This is a genomic window from Alkalicoccus urumqiensis (assembly GCF_002993335.1).
GTDB lineage: Bacteria > Bacillota > Bacilli > Bacillales > Salisediminibacteriaceae > Alkalicoccus > Alkalicoccus urumqiensis.
Genome location: NZ_PVNS01000001.1, coordinates 52,480 through 72,531, shown reverse-complemented (window position 1 = coordinate 72,531; position 20,052 = coordinate 52,480). Strand labels below are relative to the sequence as shown.

Annotated in this window: 14 protein-coding genes; 12 read left to right on the top strand and 2 right to left on the bottom strand. The window is 53.5% G+C overall.

Going from position 1 to position 20,052, the window contains the following annotated elements; translation table 11 throughout:
• Nucleotides 1–28: 28 nt before the first annotated feature.
• Nucleotides 29–1,045 carry a glycerate kinase gene (locus C6I21_RS00255; protein WP_105957419.1) on the bottom strand — a complete coding sequence of 339 codons (1,017 nt, stop codon included), beginning with the start codon at nucleotides 1,043–1,045 and terminating at the stop codon, nucleotides 29–31.
• A gap of 162 nt (nucleotides 1,046–1,207) precedes the next feature.
• On the opposite strand from C6I21_RS00255, the gene C6I21_RS00250 reads away from it, so the two are divergent.
• Both C6I21_RS00250 and C6I21_RS00245 read left to right on the top strand, forming a co-directional pair.
• On the top strand, nucleotides 1,208–1,408 hold the full coding sequence (locus tag C6I21_RS00250; protein WP_105957418.1) for a hypothetical protein: 201 nt from the start codon (nucleotides 1,208–1,210) through the stop codon (nucleotides 1,406–1,408).
• A 30-nt stretch (nucleotides 1,409–1,438) separates the two neighbouring features.
• Nucleotides 1,439–2,119, top strand: a complete 681-nt coding sequence (locus C6I21_RS00245; protein WP_142393187.1) for an STAS domain-containing protein — start codon at nucleotides 1,439–1,441, stop codon at nucleotides 2,117–2,119.
• 55 nt (nucleotides 2,120–2,174) lie between these two features.
• Here C6I21_RS00245 and C6I21_RS00240 read toward each other — a convergent pair whose 3' ends face one another.
• Nucleotides 2,175–3,623 (bottom strand): aldehyde dehydrogenase family protein, encoded by a 1,449-nt coding sequence (locus C6I21_RS00240; protein ID WP_105957416.1) that lies wholly within the window; start codon nucleotides 3,621–3,623, stop codon nucleotides 2,175–2,177.
• 180 nt (nucleotides 3,624–3,803) lie between these two features.
• On the opposite strand from C6I21_RS00240, the gene putP reads away from it, so the two are divergent.
• The 10 genes from putP to C6I21_RS00190 all read left to right on the top strand — a co-directional run bounded on the left by putP (nucleotide 3,804) and on the right by C6I21_RS00190 (nucleotide 19,993).
• Nucleotides 3,804–5,279, top strand: a complete 1,476-nt coding sequence (gene putP / locus C6I21_RS00235) for a sodium/proline symporter PutP (RefSeq protein ID WP_105957690.1) — start codon at nucleotides 3,804–3,806, stop codon at nucleotides 5,277–5,279.
• An 85-nt stretch (nucleotides 5,280–5,364) separates the two neighbouring features.
• Entirely contained in the window at nucleotides 5,365–6,159 is a 795-nt protein-coding gene (locus C6I21_RS00230) for a DUF3100 domain-containing protein (RefSeq protein ID WP_105957415.1), read from the top strand.
• Complete coding sequence (locus C6I21_RS00225) at nucleotides 6,159–6,611, top strand: hypothetical protein (RefSeq protein ID WP_105957414.1); 453 nt, start codon at nucleotides 6,159–6,161, stop codon at nucleotides 6,609–6,611. Before C6I21_RS00230 ends, C6I21_RS00225 begins: the two co-directional genes overlap by 1 nt.
• 336 nt (nucleotides 6,612–6,947) lie before the next feature.
• Nucleotides 6,948–9,713, top strand: a complete 2,766-nt coding sequence (gene ppc, locus C6I21_RS00220) for a phosphoenolpyruvate carboxylase (RefSeq protein WP_425352463.1) — start codon at nucleotides 6,948–6,950, stop codon at nucleotides 9,711–9,713.
• 735 nt (nucleotides 9,714–10,448) lie between these two features.
• Entirely contained in the window at nucleotides 10,449–11,465 is a 1,017-nt protein-coding gene (locus C6I21_RS00215) for a BMP family ABC transporter substrate-binding protein (RefSeq protein WP_105957413.1), read from the top strand.
• Nucleotides 11,462–13,279, top strand: a complete 1,818-nt coding sequence (locus C6I21_RS00210) for a sensor histidine kinase (RefSeq protein WP_105957412.1) — start codon at nucleotides 11,462–11,464, stop codon at nucleotides 13,277–13,279. Before C6I21_RS00215 ends, C6I21_RS00210 begins: the two co-directional genes overlap by 4 nt.
• Nucleotides 13,276–13,980: a 5-oxoprolinase subunit PxpB gene (gene pxpB, locus C6I21_RS00205; RefSeq protein ID WP_105957411.1), complete on the top strand. Its 705-nt coding sequence runs from the start codon at nucleotides 13,276–13,278 to the stop codon at nucleotides 13,978–13,980. Before C6I21_RS00210 ends, pxpB begins: the two co-directional genes overlap by 4 nt.
• Nucleotides 13,955–14,722 (top strand): LamB/YcsF family protein, encoded by a 768-nt coding sequence (locus tag C6I21_RS00200; RefSeq protein WP_105957410.1) that lies wholly within the window; start codon nucleotides 13,955–13,957, stop codon nucleotides 14,720–14,722. Before pxpB ends, C6I21_RS00200 begins: the two co-directional genes overlap by 26 nt.
• Nucleotides 14,719–15,645, top strand: a complete 927-nt coding sequence (locus C6I21_RS00195; RefSeq protein WP_105957409.1) for a 5-oxoprolinase subunit C family protein — start codon at nucleotides 14,719–14,721, stop codon at nucleotides 15,643–15,645. Before C6I21_RS00200 ends, C6I21_RS00195 begins: the two co-directional genes overlap by 4 nt.
• A 643-nt stretch (nucleotides 15,646–16,288) precedes the next feature.
• Nucleotides 16,289–19,993, top strand: a complete 3,705-nt coding sequence (locus C6I21_RS00190; protein WP_181186000.1) for a chitobiase/beta-hexosaminidase C-terminal domain-containing protein — start codon at nucleotides 16,289–16,291, stop codon at nucleotides 19,991–19,993.
• Nucleotides 19,994–20,052: the final 59 nt, after the last annotated feature.

The following is a 20,052-nucleotide window of genomic DNA, read 5'->3' as shown; positions in this document are numbered from 1 at the left end:
TGGTAATTAATGGATGTAAATAAGTGCTTTACTTATCGGGAGTGAAAAAGGACTGCAGACGGGAATACATGACATTTTCCGCTTCCTCCGGCTCCCAGGGTCCGGTCGGCGGCTCGAGGATTGTAGAACGGACGTTGTGTTTTCTGCACAATGTCGTGACGTAGTCCACTACTCCGCTGGTTGGGTCTTCAGGGTCATGCTGGTGCTGGCCGGTAACGACAAGCTCTGCCTCTGAAAGCCTTCTATCCAGACCGAGCAGTTCGTCCACCGCGGGCAGTGTTTCCCGGCGTTCTGCTTCAATCAGTGGAAAAACAGCGCCTATTCCGGAAGCAGCACCGGCATCCGGCAGACGGGCACCAGGGAATTTTTCAGCGGCCGCAGAAAGCTGACTCTCCAGAAAAGAGATGACGCTGTCGGATTCGCCGAAGGCTCTGCATATGCGCCAGGCGGTGCCCCGGTTTCCGGAAAGCGGCGGGGCATCGGGCGTCCAGAACTGGACAGCCGGACCGTGACCGGCCATAGGGTGAATGGCTGCCACAGAAGAGATATCTTTTGTCTTAGGGTAGTGGATGACGCTGCCTGACTCGGTCACGAGTTCGGCACCGAGCGCAGCAGCCATGCCGGTGCCGAGATCAGCGGCTGCAGGTCTGGAAGCGAAAACGATGACCTCCGAGGCGTGGGAGGCGGCCGCGGCGATCAGGAGTCCAAGTCCGAAGCTGGACGTTTCCATGACGCTCCGTTTTCTTCCGTCTGCAGCCTGATAGGAGAGAAGTTCATCCGCATCGATGTATGCTCTGCGGTTTTCATCCATATACCAGCCGCTGTCTTTGGCGCATCCAAACGCGTCTTCTGCCGTGTAAGGATAAAACTGCATCGTTTTCATCGAAGCCGCGAGCGCTTCTGCAGCCCCGGCTCCTTCGGTAAACGGTATCGTCTGGAGCGTGGCAGACGGCTTCAGGCGCCGGATCGTTTTCTCAATCAAAGCTGCAGCCTCCGGGGCGGAAAGCTCAGGATGCAGGTAGTCAGTCAGGATACAGATCGTCATAGAAAGCACCTCTTCAACTAATGTGACAGAAGAAATCTGTCCGTGTTACGGCTCTATACCCGTTCAGCGGAAATTCAGACAGAGAATCAGCGGGGCAGAGCGACAGCGTCCGCCGACAGGTGTTACAATGAATAAAGCAGGAAAAGAAGGGGGTGGAGACAGATGGAAGTATATTATCAGCAGTATAAGCGCCTGGAGCGGATGGCTGCCGGAGTGCTGGAGCGGATTCACTTTTTAACGGGGATTAATACCATTTACATCGCAAAAAACAACCGCCGGGATATGACGGTTTCCTATGCATACAACGCAAAAGAAACGCTTCTGGAAAAAGGGCTCGTGCTGCCGTATAAAGATTCCTACTGACAGCATGTCGACAACCACGGCCGGGAGCCGTTGGAAATTGAGAATTTGAAAACCGATGAACGGACGAAAGATATGTGGATCACAGAGGACATCGGCGAACGTGCGGTGATCGGAGCGCCGATTTACATTCAGGACAGCCAGAGTTTCGGCACGATCTGCGGCATGGATTTGTATCCGCGCAAGTTTACACGAAAAGAGCATCATCTGTTTAAAATGATGGCGGATCTGCTCGGCAGTGTCATTGATGCTGATATCGAGCAGCGCCGCGTGGAATCAGCGGCGGTACCGCTTGTGCCGCTCGGGCAGGGTGTGACAATTCTGCCGCTGACGGGACTATTCAGCGAGCAGCGTGCAAGGCTTGTTGTGGATAAAGTACTCCGCTACTGCGCGGAAGAAGACGTGGATTACATGATTATTGATTCATCCGGTCTAATTACCGAAGAGTCTGAAATGACCGATAAGCTTCTTTATCTGATTGAGTGTCTTATTCTCGTTGGAGCAGAGACGGTGCTTACAGGGGTGCGTCCGGATCAGGCGCAGCTTCTGCATAAGCAGAACTTAAGCGCTGACCGAGTGGCTATTGCTCCGTCGATGCCGGAAGCACTCCGGAGAATCGGTCTGAAGCTCACCACTTCCGCCGAAGAGCTTGAGCCTTCTGCACAGGAGAAGGTAGAGGCAGAGCAGAAAAAAGAAGAACAGGAACAGCAGTAGGCTGACCAAGAGAAAGGCCGCTCCGACTTGTCATCGGAGCGGCCTTTCCTATTGATTAAAACGGATATTCCCGTTTTCCGGTCTGAATGGAAACCCACTGTTCGGTCGTGAATTTATCGAGCGCCCAGGCGCCGCCGAACCGGCCGATACCGGAGGCTTTTTCGCCGCCGAACGCTACGTGTGCTTCATCATTGACGGTCTGATCGTTGACGTGAACCATGCCGGTTTCCATGCGCCGGGCAAATTGGGAAGCCCGGTGAATGTCGGTGGAGTGGACAGCGCCGCTCAGACCGTATGGTGTTCCGTTGGCCAGCTGAAGTGCTTCTTCTTCATCATGGAAGCGGATGAGAGGAGCTGCCGGACCGAAAATTTCTTCCGATGCGATCGGCATATCCTGTGTGACTTCTGTGAGGACTGCCGGCTGCATTTTTGTGCCTTCAGCTTCTCCGCCGTAGTGGAGAACAGCGCCCATCTCAACGGATTTTTTAATATCTTCTTGAATCCGCTCCGTCTGTTCCGCTTTGATCAGCGGACCGACGATTGTACCCTCATCGAACGGGTCGCCGTAGGCAAGCTCTTTGACCCGCGCGGTGAATTTCTCGACGAAGGAGTCATAGATGCTGTCGTGAATGAGAAAACGGTTCACGCTCATGCAGATCTGTCCCTGGTGCAGGAACTTCCCGAATATGGCAGAGGAAACGGCCTGATCGACATCGGCGTCTTCCAGAACGACAAACGCATTGTTTCCGCCCAGCTCAAGCGCTGTTTCTTTGACATGCTTCCCGGCGAGAGAAGCGATATGGGAGCCGACTTCCGTGGAGCCTGTAAAAGAAATAACGCGCGGAACAGGGTGCTCCACGAACGCATCGCCGATTTCCGAGCCTCGTCCGGCTGTGACATTCAGTACGCCTTTTGGAAGACCCGCTTCTTCAAAGATGTCTGCAATCAGAGCACCTGCAGTAACGACTGTATCCGAAGCTGGCTTAAGGACGACTGTGTTACCGGCTGCAATCGCTGGAGCGACCGAGCGCATGGAAAGGTGAAACGGGAAGTTCCAAGGGCCGATCACTCCGATGACGCCTTTCGGTGAGCGGTAGACCCGGTTCTCCTTGCCTGGAAACTCCGAAGGCAGAATCGAGCCGCTCATGCGGAAGGGAAAGGAAGCTGCCTCCTGTGTAATCTGCGTGGCAGCACCGGTTTCTATTTCCGCTTTGATTCGGGAGCTGCCTGCTTCTTTCATAAGCCATTCGACGATCTCTTCTTTTCGGTTCTTCATGATGGAGACTGCTTTCAAAAGAACCGCCTGAATTTCGCCGGGCTGTTTCGTACTCCAGTCTTGATAAGCTTCCTGCGCAGCATGATAGGCTTTATCCAGATCTTCTTCGGAAGCAGAGTGCATAGTAAACAGCGTTTCCTGTGAATACGGATTGACGTTTGTCAGCGTTTTGCTGCTGGACCCTTGGACCCATTCTCCGTTAATATATTGGTTTTCAAATTTTGTCATAGTGAAACCTCCTTGTGTACGGTGCTATTCCCGTTTCTTTTATTCGGAAACGTATTTAACATCTAGCCAACCCCTGACATTCCGACTATAATAAGATTAGCTACAAAATGTTCATATTATAGAAGAGGAGGGTCGTTGACACAAATAACACATTATGTTAATTAGGGGGAATTACAAATGATGGCAGAAAACGTGACGCCGATTGTGATCACCTTTATCGTGTATCTTGTCGGTATGTTAGCTCTCGGGGTCATCGCGTACCGGATGACGTCGAGTTTATCAGATTATGTACTTGGAGGAAGGCGCCTCGGAGCGGGTGTTGCTGCACTGTCTGCCGGCGCATCGGATATGAGCAGCTGGCTGCTGATCGGGCTTCCAGGTGCATTGTATGCATCAGGTCTTGTCGAATCGTGGATTGCGATCGGTCTGGCCATTGGTGCGATTATCAACTGGATGTTTGTTGCCGGAAGGCTTCGTGCTTACACGGAAGTCGCCGGGGACGCGATTACACTTCCGGACTTCTTTGAAAACAGGTTCGGTGACAGATCCAAATCACTGCGGATTGTGTCGGCTGTACTTATTCTTATTTTCTTTACATTCTATACTTCGTCCGGCCTGGTCGGCGGTGCGGTATTGTTTGAAAGCTCGTTTGGACTGGATCAGAATGTGGCACTCTGGGTGGGGGCCATTATTATCATTTCCTACACGTTCCTCGGCGGGTTTCTGGCTGTAAGCTGGACAGACTTTGTGCAGGGAATTCTGATGTTCCTCGCGCTGATTATTGTACCGATCGTTGCGATCATGGAACTGGGCGGCTTCGGGCCGACATTTGACGCTGTTGCACAAGTGGATCCAGGCAATCTGGAACTCTTCGGCGGCGTTGGTGTGATTGGAATCATCTCGCTTCTCGGCTGGGGACTCGGTTACTTCGGCCAGCCGCATATTATCGTCCGTTTTATGGCGATTCGTTCTATGAAGGAACTGCCTAAAGCACAGGGTATCGGTATCGGCTGGGTACTTTTGTCGATGACGGGTGCTGTATTTACCGGTCTCGTCGGTATTGCCTACTTTGCGGATCAGCCGCTGGATAACCCTGAATCGGTGTTCCTTATGTTTACACAGGTGCTCTTTCATCCGGTCGTAGCCGGCGTGCTTCTTGCCGCAGTTCTGGCAGCGATTATGAGCACGATCGATTCCCAGCTTCTCGTATCTTCCTCAGCGCTTGCAGAGGATTTTTACAAAGGAATGATACGCAAAAATGCTTCGCAGAAAGAGCTTGTTATGGTCGGCCGTATGGGCGTCCTGCTCATCGCGGGTATCGCACTGATTATGGCTCAGAATCCGGACAGCACGGTAATGGACCTTGTCAGCTACGCATGGGCCGGTCTCGGTGCCACATTCGGACCGCTCGTCCTCTTCTCTTTATTCTGGAAGCGGATGACGAGAAACGGCGCCCTTGCCGGTATGATCTCCGGCGGTCTGACCGTTATTATCTGGGTGAACCTTTCCGGTGGTCTGTTCGACCTGTATGAACTGGTATCCGGGTTCGTGATTTCCTCGCTGATGATCATTCTCTTCAGCTTAATTGGACCGAAACCGACGCCGGATATGGAAGCAGCGTTTGAACAGGCGAAAGCGATGCACAAAGGATCCTGAGAACGACACCTGATATGAAAAGGAAACTGGAGCTGCTCCTTAAACACAGGAGTCAGCTCCAGTTCCGTTTTAAAGGAGGAATTGGATGAGTAAGGAAAAAGCGTATGGTTTGTGGAAGAATTGGAAACTTCATACGATCGTTTTTTTGATTGTTATCGTGGCAGAATCGATCGGGCAGTTTGAGTTTTCCGTCGGTCCCGGCGTTGTGCTGCTTCTGCCGATGCTGTATGCGATCGTTATCGGTCTCATCGTGTTTTTCTCGCCGCTTGCAGGAGAACAGGATGCACGCGATGCGGAACCGCTTCTCGTGCTCGGTGTAGCGCTGCTGCTCGCCAAAATCGGTGTCATTATTGGTCCCTCCCTTCCGGAGATTATCGCCGCCGGGCCGGCGCTTCTTCTGCAGGAGCTCGGAAATCTGGGGACCATTTTTCTTGCGCTTCCCATCGCCGTCTGGCTCGGATTAAAACGGGAGGCGGTCGGAATGACTCACTCTGTTGCGCGGGAGCCGAACGTCGGGCTGATTATGGACCGTTACGGCATCGATTCCCCTGAAGGGCGCGGCGTTATGGCCGTATACATATTCGGTACGGTATTCGGTGCTGTATTTATGGGTCTCATTGCCGGTCTGATTGCATCCGTCACGCCGCTTCATCCTTACTCCTTCGCGATGGCGTCGGGAATCGGAAGCGGGAGCATGATGGCTGCAGCCAGCGGCTCGCTGATCGGGGTGTTTCCGGAAATGGAAGAAGGTATTATTGCATTTGCCGGAGCAAGCAACCTATTGTCCCTCTCCACCGGTTTGTATGTAAGTATTTTCATCGGTCTGCCGCTTACGGAAAAGCTGTACAGCTGGCTGGAGCGCCGGAAGGGGGAGAAATAATGTTGAAAAACATACAGGAATGGACACTTCTGCTCGTTATTTTCGGAATTTCGTCTTTATTCGGAAATTGGCTCGGCTACGGTATTCCGGTTCTCGATGCGGTGCCGGGAATGATCATTCTTATTTTGATCTGCCTTGCCGGATTTATATTGAACAGTGTTCTGCCTTTTTCGTTTCCGAGCGTTGCCTACATTGCGATTATCGGTATCCTCGTTTCCACGCCCTGGACACCGGGGACTGAAGTAGTGGCTGCGTGGACATCGCAGGTTGAGCTTCTTGCACTCACCACACCGATCCTTGCCTACGCCGGGATTTCCATCGGACGGTCCTGGGCCGATTTTACAAGGCTTGGGTGGAAAACGATTATCGTAGCGAGTCTCGTGCTTCTCGGTACCTTTCTCGGCTCCGCTGTAATCGCAGAGGTCGTTCTACGATTTACCGGGGTCATCTAGAGCAGAAGGCAGCCCTGTGTCTGAAAAGCAGGGCTGCCGGATAATTATCCTGCAAGTGTGATCTGCCCGGATCCGGGGTAAATAAGAAGGAATACGCCGGCTTAGAGCCGATCGTTAACGGGAGAGAGCGTTTTCCTCGCAAATGCGCCGGCGTTGTAAAAATAGTAAGAAAAAATTGATTATTAATCAACGCTTCTGTTATTATGTTGTTTAATGACCAATGCAAAACACGTATGGCCCGGGTGGGACAGCTTACGTCACCATGGACATAAACTGTCCCACTTCGGTCGTTCCGGCCATCGGGCCATCGTATGCAGTTCTTAGGGAGGGATTTGTGTGACAGCAACGCAGGATCAGAATATGCAGCTGCGCAATGACGTAAAGAAACTGGGGAATATCCTCGGTGAAGTACTTAAGAATCATGGTGGAGAAACTCTTTTTAACAAAGTAGAGGATATCCGTGAACTCGCTAAAGATGTGCGGGATCAGTATGATGAGGAAAAATACAACCAGCTGAAAAAGGAAATTGAAACCGTGGATCCATCCATGCGGCAGCAGGTAATCCGCGCTTTCTCGATTTATTTCCACCTGGTAAATATTGCAGAGCAGAACCACCGGATCCGCCGGTCCCAGTTTTACCGGCTGGAGCGGGACAGCGACGTGCAGCGCCACTCTGTTCAGGAAGCCATTCTTGCGCTGAAAAGCGACAATCATGATGACGAGACTGTTCAGAAGATTATCGACGACCTTTCGATTGAGCTGATTATGACAGCTCACCCGACAGAGGCGACCAAGCGGACGGTTCTGGAAATTCAAAAACGCATTTCCATCATTCTTCAGAAGCTTGATCATCCAATGCTGCCGTATAAAAAGCGGCGCAACCTGGAAGAGACGTTGAAAAACGAAGTTACGGTACTCTGGCAGACAGATGAGCTGCGCCACCGGAAGCCGACGGTGCTTGATGAAGTGAAAAACGGCCTTTACTACTTCGAACAGACGCTGTTTGACGTACTGCCGGCCGTGCATCAGGAGCTGGAGGATCAGCTGAATGACTACTTTGTTAATAAACAGTGGAAAGTGCCGAACTTCCTGAACTTTGGTTCCTGGATCGGCGGCGACCGTGACGGAAATCCGTTCGTTACGCCGAAAGTAACCTGGGAAACGCTGAAGCTTCAGCGCGATCTCGCAGTGAAGAAATACGATGAAGGTCTGACAGAACTGATGAAGCGTTTCAGTCAGTCCACGACTCGTGTCGATATCCCGGAGGAGTTTATCCGCCACGTGGAAGAGCAGGAGAAGCAGTATCTCGTCGGCCGTGAAAAGTGGCAGATTGAAGGAGAAGTCTACCGCCGGAAGTTTGCAGTTATGCTGAAGCGGCTCCGTCAGGTCGGCTCCAAGTCCAAACATGCCTACGACCATGCAGAAGAACTGCTTCAGGATCTGATGATGATTCAGGATGCTTCCAGTGAACATAACCTTGAAGGAACGAAGCTGAAAAAGCTGAATAAAATGATCCGTCAGGTGCAGCTGTTCGGCTTCCACCTGGCAACGCTGGACGTACGGAACCACAGCGGGGAGCACGAGGCGGCGATTACAGAAATGCTTCGTGTCGTCGGAATTACAGAGGACTATGCTTCGTTATCCGAGCAGGAGAAACTCGATTTGCTGGAAAAAGTATTGAAGGATCCGCGTCCGCTCATGCTGCTGAACGAGGATTATTCCGAAGAGACGCAGAATATTTTCGACGTGTTTAAAATGATTCAGAGCGCGCATGATGAGTTCGGCAAGCGTTCGATTGAAGTGTACCTCGTCAGTATGACGCAGTCGGCAAGCGACCTTCTCGAAGTACTCGTCCTTGCAAAGGAAGCCGGTATCTACCGTCTTCACGTGGACGGCACAGTCGAGAGCAGCATTACGGTTGCTCCGCTTCTTGAGACGGTGGACGATTTAATCGCCGGACCGGAAATTATGCGTACGCTTTTCAGTATGGATGTGTACCGCCGCAACGTAGCAGAGCGCGGCGACCATCAGGAGATTATGCTCGGTTATTCCGACGGGAGTAAGGACGGCGGCACACTAACCGCTAACTGGAAATTGTTCAAAGCCCAGCAGGAAATTCATAACATGGCCAGAGAATTTGATGTCGGCCTGAAATTCTTCCACGGCCGCGGCGGCTCTCTCGGCCGCGGCGGCGGGCCGCTGAACCGGAGTATTATGTCCCAGCCGGCAGAAACACTCGGCGACGGCGTGAAAATCACGGAGCAGGGCGAGGTGCTTTCTTCGAGGTACATGCTCGGCGATATCGCGTTCCGCAACCTGGAGCAGGCGGCTTCTGCACTGATTCAGGCGACATCCACCGTGCATGCCGGCGGCGAGATGGTAACCGGACTGAAGCCGGAATGGGAGGAAGCGATTGAGTCGATTTCGGAGCATTCCCTGAAAAAATATCAGGATCTCGTATTCGGCGACAAAGACTTCCTGACCTACTTCAAGCAGACGACACCGCTGAATGAGCTGCGTGAACTGAACATCGGTTCCCGTCCGATGAGCCGGAAGGGCAGCGAAAAGTTTGAAGACCTGCGCGCAATTCCGTGGGTGTTCGCCTGGACGCAGTGCCGTCAGATGATTCCGGCATGGTACGCTTCCGGAACAGGCTTTGCTTCCTATCTGGAAAACGGCGGAGACAAAGCGCTGGAAACGCTGCAGGAAATGTATGAAAAATGGCCGTTTTTCCATTCGACAATCAACAATCTGCAGATGGCACTCATGAAAGCAGATATGATGGCTGCAAAAGAATACGTGCAGCTCGTAGAAGATAAAGAAATCGGCGATCGGATCTTTGGAGACATTTACGATGAATACAACCGGACGAAGGAAATGATTCTGAAGATTTCCGGATCCAGTGAGCTTCTGGACTTCACACCGAACATTCAAGGTTCTGTGCACCTGCGGAACCCGTATGTCGACCCACTGAATTTCATGCAGGTTGATTTGATTCAAAAACTGCGTGAAACAGAAGAAGACGAGCATTCGGAAGAAATTCTGACGGATGTACTGCTTACGATCAGTGGTGTGGCTGCAGGGCTCCTGAACACAGGCTGATCAGAAACAACACTTATCCGCAGAGGGATTATCTCTCTGCGGATTTTTTAGTTTTTGTAGAGGATGTGACCGCAGGCTGAGTGACGCCCGCCCTCTGCTTTCGTGCTGTGTGAGGTTCGGAGCAGAGGGGGCAGCGGCTGCCGGTGGATGAGGGCGGGGAGGAAGTGGGAATGTGCCGGTGCGTTATGGGAATGCGTGCAGGAGAAGTAGGAATTTTGATGCCGGAAGTTGGACTTTCCGGCCGGTATGGGAATGGCAGCCGGAGTTATCGGACTCCAGACCGCCGTTATGGGAATAAGCCCTGCCTATATGGGACTCCGGTGAAGAACCGCCGTCGAAAGCCGAAAACAACGGCAGCCGCCTGCTCCCCAAACTACAAATCCCCCGGCTGGAAGTCTGTGCTTCCGGCCGGGGGTGTGGATATTACGCCCGTTCCTGCTTTTTCTTTTCCAGCAGGTCGAGGATTTCGTTTTTGTACTTTGGTCAAAAAAATGTAAATCTCGAATTCTTCTATGCCGCATTCGGCAGGGGCAGACAGGAAATAGGTTACCTATCAGCATATGCGGCGGACGGGAAGGCTGGAGAATGCACCGCAGCCCGCTGCTTCTGAACAATTTCACGTCTCAGAAGCCGGTGTGAGGACTTTTCTACGTCTTTTCATAGACGCGGAGGCACATTGTTCGATAAAATAGAAGATACTGGACACGTGCGGGGAAAAAAGAAGGGGGTGGTGTGGTGAGTGAAAACAGCAGACAGCCATTTTTTATTTTGTGTATCGGAACAGCTGCGATGCTCACGCTGCTGCTTCTTCTCTATTTATCTTCCACCCAGGTGCTCGTAACGGAGGAAGAAGAAGAGGGACAGGTGACGGCAGTGAGCCGGGCATCGATCCTGACATCCGATCAGGTGCGTGATCAGAGCTGGGGAAGCCAGGCATATGAAGCCAAGGTGCACCTGGAAGAAAAGGCATCGCTGCAGGTCGAGCTTTTCCCATACCTGGAGCGGCAGAATCAAGTACTCCACCGCATTGATAAGGAAGCGGAAGCAGGCACCGATATCATTATCGGCCACGGAAGGGAGTTTGCTCCTGTTTTTTCTCAGAAGGCGGCGGACCATCCGGAACTTCGTTTCGTAAGCATTCACGGGGAAACAGAGGCCGATAATCATACGGTGTATACATTTGATATTACGGAAGCTGAAATCTCGGCGTTTATCGCAGCCTCTGTGAAATCCGAGACGAAAAAAATCGGCGTGCTGGATGTGGAAGATGACTGGGAAGGCCGGGAGCAGATAGAGGCTGCGCTCCAGGAGCTGTCACTGGACGTCGAGATTATACATAAAGAAGTACAGGATCGAAACGATAAAGAAAAAGCACTGGCTGCAGTGGAAGCCCTCCGTGAAGCCGGAGCCGATGTGATCTACAGCAGGGGCAACACCTTTAACCGCTATGTGATGGAAGCGGCCCGTAAGGATGGATTTTACACGGTCGGCTTCATTTCTGATCAGTCATACCTGGCGGAAAACCACGTTCTCACCAGTGTCGTCATCGACATGCCGGCCATTTATGAACGGATCATCGAGGATGCTTCCGCCGCAGGCGGGCTTTCCGGCACGGCGGTAACGCTGACTGAGGCTGACGGCGCCTACTCCACTGCTCCGTTTGGACCGATGTTTTCAGAAGAAGAGCAGCAGTTCATCCAGGAATGCCGGAAGAAACTGTCCCTTAAGCAGAAACAGGCAGGTGAGACATGATGAAGATGCGTCCTGCCCATTGGAGTCTCCGGTCTAAAATTTTAGTCGTTCTGCTGCTGCTCACCACTGTTTTGAGCAGCCTTTCCTTTTTATTCATTAATACACTCGGCGAAATGGATGAGGTGAGTGAAACCATCACTGAAGACAACCTGCCCGAGCTTCTGTGGCTTTCCCACTGGGAAACGCAGCTGAGGATGAAAGAAGAATACGTCGAGACCGGCGTGGAAACCGAATTCTGCTGCAGCTTTCTCGACCGGTATGACCGCTTCCGCTTTGACGGACAGCAGTCGATGCAGCGGCTGCACGGAAATCCGCCGGACTCTCTATCCAGCTTTGAAGCGCGGGTGGAAGAGCTCGATTTTATGATATTAAATAATGTCACCGGTCTGCTGGAAATAAACGATACAGAAGGGGCCGCGGACTACATTGAAAATACGTATACGGACCGGCTGAACATGATTCAGACCGAACTGGATGAAGCCCGCATGGACGTCTACGAATCGCTGCAGACAGAACAGAGCCGGTTCGGTGCCATCATTTCCAGAAACGTGGACCTGCTTATGCTCGTAACGGCATTTGTTATTCTCGGAGCACTGATCGTTTCCTATAAGCTGAGCCGGAGTTTGACGAGACCGGTGGAAAAAATGGAAAGCCAGCTGCGTACGATCGCCTCCGGACGGTACGGCCATACGCTGGAAGAGGAGGGGCAGGTGGAGCTGCAGCCGCTTATCCGCTCCATCAATACGATGTCGCTGCAGCTGAAACGTTCGTTTGACATCGTTTATTCCGACAAGCAGTACCGCGAGCAGATTCTCGATTCCCTCCCGATCGGTATCGTCACCTCCGATGAACGGACCGGGGAAGTCGATCTGAATGCGGCGGCCGAAAGCGTTATCGGCTCCTCCTTCAAAGCTGAAGATCTTCCTTCCCTGCAGCTGGAGGCGGAAGGAAAACACCGTTTCTATGAAATGCTCGGCTCCAAGGATTTTTTCCTGAATGAGAAAGTCACCTTTCCTGCCGTGGACAAGGATCATGTTTATCTTGTGTCACAGGCCCGGCTTGCAGATCATGACGATGAAGTCATCGGAAAAGTGTTTTACTTCATCGATATTACAGACACAGAAGAACTTGAGCAGCAGGTCCGTCAGACAGAGAAGCTGGCAGTCATCGGCTCGCTCGCTGCAGGCGCAGCCCATGAAATACGAAACCCGCTTGCCGTAGTGGATGGTTTTTTAAAGCTTATGCACCAGTCGCTCCCGGACGAGGAACAAAAAAACTTCCGGCTGGAGCTTTTATTGAAAGAAGTAGACCGGATCAACGCGATTATCGAGGAAATGCTGATGCTTGCGAAGCCTGCGGCGCCGGCGCTCGAGGAAAGGGCGCTGGAGCCGGTGGTGGAAGAGATTCTTCCGCTGCTGAAAGAACACGAGGAGCTTCGGAAAATCGCCTTTCATATTGACCTGGAGCCGGTTCCCCTCCACCTGGATGCCGGGCAGATGAAGCAGGTGTTTCATAATCTCATCCGGAACAGCGCCGAAGCGATGAACGGGGAAGGAACGATTGAGGTCACCGGAGAGAAACGGAAGCACGTATACTGTGTGAAAATTAAAGACAACGGTCCGGGCATCCCTGAAGTCGATCAGGCGTATATGTTCGATCCATTTGCGACGACGAAGGAAAACGGCACCGGTCTCGGTCTGACGATTGCAGAAAGAATCATGGATCATCATCAGGGCAGGCTGTTTCTGCAGGAGTCTTCAAAAAGCGGTACAACGTTCTGTCTGGAATTTCCGCTGAAAGGAGTGCGTACATGATCACATTTATCAGCGAAACGATGGTCGACGTTACTCTGGGAAAAACGCCGTCGCCTGCGCTTCATGAGAAAATTATGCTTACAGGATCCTATCTGTCCGCCGGCCGGTTTCCACTTATAAAGGAGTGGTTTCCGACCTATACAGGACTCACGCTCGTCGTCGATCCGGAAATGGACCTGAACGGGCTGGAGAAGGCGGTACGGGAGGCGGAAGCGGCAGATCGGATGGATGCGGAGGGAGCACGATGGGAGATTCCGGTCTGCTACGAAGCGCCGTTTTCGGAAGACCGGGAGCGGATCGAGTCGTATCTCGGGATGAGCTGGGAGGAGATGACCGAAAGGCATACGGACCGGGAGTATCTGGTGTATATGATTGGGTTTCTGCCGGGGTTCCCTTATCTTGGGGGTATGGATCCGTCGATTGCGGTGCCGCGGCTGGATAAACCGAGAGCGCGTGTAGAGAAAGGGGCGGTCGGTATCGCCGGGGAGCAGACCGGTGTGTATCCTGCAGCTTCCCCCGGGGGATGGAATATTATCGGCCGGACGCCGGTGCCGCTCTATACGCCGGGGGAGAGGCCGGAGGTGCTTTTTGCTCCGGGGGACCGGATCCGGTTTGTGCGTGTGAAAAAGACGGTGTTCGATGAAGAAGCTGTACCGGTATGGGAGGAGGAGAGCGATGGTGTACGTCGATTTAAATGGTGATACAGGAGAAAGCTTCGGCCGCTGGCAGATGACCGGAGAAGAGGCGCTTTTGTCAGAAATTACGTCCTGCAGTCTGGCGTGCGGGTTTCATGCCGGCGATCCGGCAGTGATGAGACGGACGGTGAAGCGTGCCGCAGCGGCCGGCGTATCCATCGGTGCTCATCCCGGCTACCCGGATCTGCAGGGCTTCGGACGCCGAAACATGGCGCTGACCCCGGAGGAAGTGTATGACATGGTGCTGTATCAGCTCGGTGCTCTGGAGGCGTTCTGCCGTGTGGAACGGGTGCCGCTCCGGCATGTCAAGGCACACGGGGCACTGTATAATACGGGCGCTGCGGACTTGGAAACGGCTCGTGCGGTCTGCCGGGCAGCGGCGGATTTTCAGGCGGACCTATTGGTGTACGGTCTCAGCGGCAGCTGCTGGATCAGGGCTGCGGAGGAAACGGGGCTGAAGCCGGTGAGTGAAGTATTTGCCGACCGGCGCTATCATGCTGATGGCACGCTGGTCGCGAGAAGCGAAAAAGGTGCTGTCATTGAGCGTGTGGAGGATGTGGTCCGTCAGGCGGAACAGATGGTGTTTTCCGGTGAAGTGACAGCCGTAGACGGATCGGCTGCGTCCGTAAAAGCGGATACGATCTGTATTCACGGAGACGGTGCGGATGCAGCTGCATTTGCCGGAAAGCTGCGCTCCGCACTTGAACAGCACGGGGTGTCCATTCAGGCACCTGGAGGTTTCTCATGACGATATGCATTCGAAAAGCCGGCCTGCTGACGACGATCCAGGATACCGGGCGGCCGGGACTTCAAAAAAATGGTATTTCGCCCGGCGGAGCGATGGATCCGCTGTCGCTGCAGCTCGCGAATATTACGTGCGGCAATGCACCGGAAGCGGCTGGATTGGAAATAACGATGATGGGGCCGGAAATCGTGTTTGAAAAAGAGCATTGGATCGTCATCGGCGGGGCGGACCTTTCTGCCGCGCTGGATGGAAAAAATGTGCCGCGGTGGACGGCCTGTCAGGTGAGAGCCGGCCAGTTGCTGACGTTCGGTGCACCGCAGGAAGGTGCAAGAGCCTACCTTGCCGTGAGCGGCGGAATTCAGACGGTCCCTTCTGCTGGAAGCCGGGCAACCCACCTTCATGCGCGCCTTGGCGGAATCGAAGGAAGAGAGCTGCAGGCAGGAGACCGGATTCATACTGGTGAAGCGGGAAGGCGGCTGAACCGGCGTCGTCTGCATCCGGATATGCTTCCGGAACTGGCTGCTGCGGCGCCGTTTCGTATTCTGCCCGGACCGGAGGCAGAGGAGGCGCTGGAGCTGCTGCTCAATCAGTCGTTTACGCTTACGAATGCTGCTGACCGCATGGGCTTTCGGCTTGAGGGAGATAAAGGAATGCTTTCTTCCGGAGGAACCATGCTTTCCAGGGCGGCTGATCACGGTACGATCCAAGTTCCTCCCGATGGACAGCCGATCGTGCTGATGGCAGACCGTCAGACGACAGGCGGCTATCCACGGGCGGGGCACATCGTCTATGAAGACCTGCCCAGGTTTGCGCAGCTGGTGCCTGGGGATCAGCTGACGTTTGAGGTCTTGACCGTGGAAGAAGCAAGAGAACTGCGGCGGAAGTGGGAGCGCCGGCTCCGGTGTCTCGCCGGATTTCATGCATAGTGACATAAATAAGCAGCTGCAGCCGGGTACTCTGTCCGGCTGCAGCTGCTTTCGGCGTTCTACAGCCCGGTGCATAGACAAAAAACAGGGAAATGTCCAGCATACTTCCCCCATTTCCGCCTTCATTTTAAACAACGTTTTCGGTTCAAACGTCCTGTCCGGATGAACGTTTCCCGGTTACTGTACGGTTTCAGGATGCAGGACCTTTCTCCAGATTTGTATGAACAGCATAAAACGAGCAGGATTTTAGGTCTATCCTCCTTCTTGTTTTCAGAGACTATACACGTATTCTCCTCGGATGGTCGAAACAAAGGAAAAATAAAACCACATTATTCCATATTTTTCATCCTATCATCGATAAAACGGGAAATTGAGCAGATGTTCAACAAAATGATAACGCTTACATAATGAAGTGGTAAAAAGCGTCGATTTCATAACCAGTGGAAAGGAAAAGAAGTGAAAATATGTTTACAGCGGCAGAAAGTCCAATTTGTTCATCTTTTTTACGGAAAGATAATCTTCCAGGAAGAAGGACTTCTTCCCTGTGAGAAAGTAATTGAAGTTGTCAGACAACTATTTGGCGGCTCCGTAAAAGCGTGCTATGCTCACGTTGAATTACATTATCCCAGGGGAGGAATGTTACGTGGCACGTTTTCGCAGAACTACCGCAGGATTATTATCCGCTGCGCTGCTCTTTTCCGCAGCTGCACCGGCCGCAGCGCAGGGTGGACCGCCTGCACACGCTAAAAATGGGGGGCCGCCGGCGCATGCTCAGGCAGGAGGACCACCGGATCATGCCCAGGGACCGAAACGGGAAGTAGAAGGACTGGAATGGATCGATGCCTCGACATTTATTATTGATTTTGATAAAACGGCGCCTCCGGGACTGCCGCTGGAACGTTATGCAGATATTTCATTTCAGCTTGACGGAGACGCTCCGGAAGTCGTTAACCGGACATACGATTCTGATGACAAGTCACTCGTTACCGTTCACTTGAGCGGGGAACTGACGACAGAGGGTACATTAATTATTAACGGTTACGAAGCGCCGTTTGATTTCGCGGAGGAGGAAGAAGACACCGGACCTTCCATTCTGGATGTCCGCCAGGAGGCGATTGGTACCGACCAGACCGTGAGCGGTATAGTTACAGCCGCAGAGGAAGCGGGCGGCCAGACGAACATGTACATTCAGGATGACAGCGCTGCGATTCTCGTGCGCGGGGCGGGCCTCGGCGATCAGTATGACCGCGGCGACCTCGTGGAATTTGAAGGGGAATTGAATCAGTTCCGCGACATGCTGCAGATTCTCGTCGACGACTCCGAAATGCTGGAGGAAGATGCCGGTGAGATTGAACCGGAGCTTGTGGATGCCACGTTCTTTGACGGCGGACAGGACGATATTGAAGCAAAGCTGATCACCGTGGAGGATCTGACGCTTACGTACGATGATTTTAACGATTATGATGCGGAAACGCCGGCGGGCGCGATGCGTGTGCTCGGCTCGCTTGTGGATCTGGAAGAGACGACCTACGATGAGATGACCGGCGTCGTGAACTACCACTTCTATGAGAACAAACTGATGCCGCGCGATGAGCTGGATGTTGTCAAAGATGCGACGCTCACACGTCCGGCACAGGCCTCCGAGCCGTCCGGGACGATTCCATCCGGAACGGAAGTGACGCTTTCCTCTCCGAGTGAGGATGCCGTTATTTACTACACGCTGGACGGAAGCGATCCGACGATCGGCAGCGCCGTGTATGACGGACCGATTACCATTACCGAAGAAACGACGCTGAAAACGATGGCGGTGGCAGACGGCCTCAGCGAAAGTGAAGTGCTGACGTACACGTACGGCATCGCACTGGAAGCAGGCGAAGCAACGATCGCTGACATTCAGGGCGAAGGCCACGTTTCTCCGTATGAAGGCCAGACGGTCCGCGATGTACCGGGTATTGTCACCCACACGGAAAACAACGCCTTCTACATGCAGATGGCGGAATCCGACGGCAACCTGAACACGTCGGAAGGCATGTTCGTCTACCTTTCCGGCCATGACGTGGAAGTCGGCGATGAAGTACACGTCGACGGAACCGTTGCCGAGTGGGAACAGGACGGCTACGACGACAACGACGATCTGCGTACGACCCAGATCAGCGGCTCAAATGCCGACGTGATCTCCTCGGGGAACGAGCTGCCGGCACCGATTGTCATCGGCGTCGACCGCGAGATTCCGGAAGAGCTGATCGCGAACATCGACGAGTATGACATCGAGACCGGCGAAGGGTTCAACGCCGAAACGAATGCGATTGATTTCTACGAAAGCCTTGAGAACATGCGCATTGAAATTCCCGGCCAGGTGACGGTCACCGGCCCACAGAAATATCAGGAGCTGACGGTGGTGTCGGAAGAATGGGATCTGGAAAACCGCACGCCGACCGGCGGGGTCTACCTCGAGGAAAACCCGGAAGCCGGACCGGAGCTGAATACGGAAATCATGTTTGTGAACGTTCCATACGGCACCGTGGCAAAAACCGGCGACTACTTTGACGAAGGTGTGACCGGTGTCATGAGCTACAACTTCGGCAACTTCAAGGTAGAGCCGACCGAAGAACTGCCGGAGCTGATGGACGGCGGCAACGAACGCCGTGATGAGACAACGATCGAATTTAACGAAGATGAATTGACGGTCGCGACGTACAACGTCGAGAATTACGACCAGTCGCAGACGGAAAAGACGCAGAAACTCGCCGCATCGATGGCGGATGAGCTGAACGCACCGGACATCATGACGCTTGTGGAAGTGATGGACAACAGCGGGGAATCCGATGACGGCGTGACCTCTGCCGATGAAAACTACGAAGCGCTCGCAGAAGCGATCGCCGATCTCGGCGGACCGAATTATGCCTACACCGAATCAGCACCGATTGACGGTCTGGACGGCGGGATTCCGGGTGGTAACATCCGCGTCGGCCACATGTACCGCACGGACCGCGTGGAGCTTCCGGACACGAGCGTGGCACCGAGCGGTGAAGGCGTCACGATCGAAGCCGACGGCAGCCTGAGCCACGGCACCGGGTTTATCGATCCGCAGAACGACGCGTTCCAGAGCTCCCGGAAACCGGTCGTTACCGAGTTCTCTTTTAAAGGTGAGCCGGTGTACGTCATCGGTAACCACTGGAACTCGAAGCGCGGCGACCTCGCGGCCTACGGCATGGAACAGCCGGCCCTGCAGGGAAGCCGGGACCAGCGTCAGGCGATTGCCGAAGTCGTCGGCGGATTTGTTGCAGACTTGAATGAAGCCAACGAACAGCCGAACGTCGTTGCCCTCGGGGACTTCAACGACTTCCCGTGGTCGGAGCCGGTGGAAACACTCGCAGACCTCGGCGGCATGTACAACACGATCTTTGAACTGCCTAGAAACGAGCAGTACACGTACAACTACAACGGCAACTCCCAGTCGCTCGACTCGATCCTCATCTCCGAGCACCTGCAGGACGGACTGGACGTTGATTTCATGAACATCAACTCCGAATTCATGGAAGTCCACGGCCGCGCGAGTGACCACGATCCGGCGATGGTGCAGCTCGTCATTCCGGATATCGACCCGGACTATGACATGGGGGACGTTACCGCACCGGAAATCACGTTTGAAGACGACGCGCTGAACAGCGATCCAACTGTCACGATCAACCAGGGGGATGACTTCACAGCCCCTGCCGTGACAGCAGAGGATAACGTGGACGGCGATCTGACGGATCAGGTCACCGTATCAGGAGACGACTTCGACACGAATAAGAGCGGAACGTATACAGTCCGCTATGAAGTAACGGACAGCTCCGGCAACACTGCTGTGAAAAACCTGACGGTGGAAGTGCTGTTTGAAGGAACAGACATCGCTGAGCTGGAAAACGCAGGCTTTGAAGCGTGGACTGACGGACTTCCGGACAACTGGTTTGGAGGAGCGACAAACATTGCACAATCCCGCACAATTCAGTCCAGTGATGCCTTTGACGGAGAATATGCGGCACAGCTCGTGAACGAGAGCACGTCGCATAATCGTTTTACAACACAACGGTATTCGATTGAAGAAGGCGCGACGTACGAAGTGACGTTCCAGGCGAAAGGGAACGGCGAAATCCGAAACGCGATGTTTGCTGAGGGTCTCCACGGAAACAACTACAGCGGTTACTCTGCCTACACGACGCTGACAGGCGGAGACTGGACAGAAATTACGTGGGAATATGAAGCACCGGGAAGCACTGAAGCGGAGCTCATTATCTCCCTGCGGAATACAGATGCGGACGGAATTCTCGTCGACAACGTCGAAATTACGAAAACGAGCAACTAAAGCAGAATGCCTCTGCAGAACAGAAGGGCAGTCCGTGGCCGATCGCCGGTCATGGACTG

Bases quoted from the DNA above. Each gene is read 5' to 3' on its own strand.
- C6I21_RS00255 (WP_105957419.1), bottom strand. From the start codon at position 1,045: ATGACGATCTGTATCCTGACTGACTACCTGCATCCTGAGCTTTCCGCC.
- C6I21_RS00250 (WP_105957418.1), top strand. From the start codon at position 1,208: ATGGAAGTATATTATCAGCAGTATAAGCGCCTGGAGCGGATGGCTGCC.
- C6I21_RS00240 (WP_105957416.1), bottom strand. From the start codon at position 3,623: ATGACAAAATTTGAAAACCAATATATTAACGGAGAATGGGTCCAAGGG.
- putP (WP_105957690.1), top strand. From the start codon at position 3,804: ATGGCAGAAAACGTGACGCCGATTGTGATCACCTTTATCGTGTATCTT.
- C6I21_RS00230 (WP_105957415.1), top strand. From the start codon at position 5,365: ATGAGTAAGGAAAAAGCGTATGGTTTGTGGAAGAATTGGAAACTTCAT.
- C6I21_RS00225 (WP_105957414.1), top strand. From the start codon at position 6,159: ATGTTGAAAAACATACAGGAATGGACACTTCTGCTCGTTATTTTCGGA.
- C6I21_RS00210 (WP_105957412.1), top strand. From the start codon at position 11,462: ATGATGAAGATGCGTCCTGCCCATTGGAGTCTCCGGTCTAAAATTTTA.
- pxpB (WP_105957411.1), top strand. From the start codon at position 13,276: ATGATCACATTTATCAGCGAAACGATGGTCGACGTTACTCTGGGAAAA.
- C6I21_RS00200 (WP_105957410.1), top strand. From the start codon at position 13,955: ATGGTGTACGTCGATTTAAATGGTGATACAGGAGAAAGCTTCGGCCGC.
- C6I21_RS00195 (WP_105957409.1), top strand. From the start codon at position 14,719: ATGACGATATGCATTCGAAAAGCCGGCCTGCTGACGACGATCCAGGAT.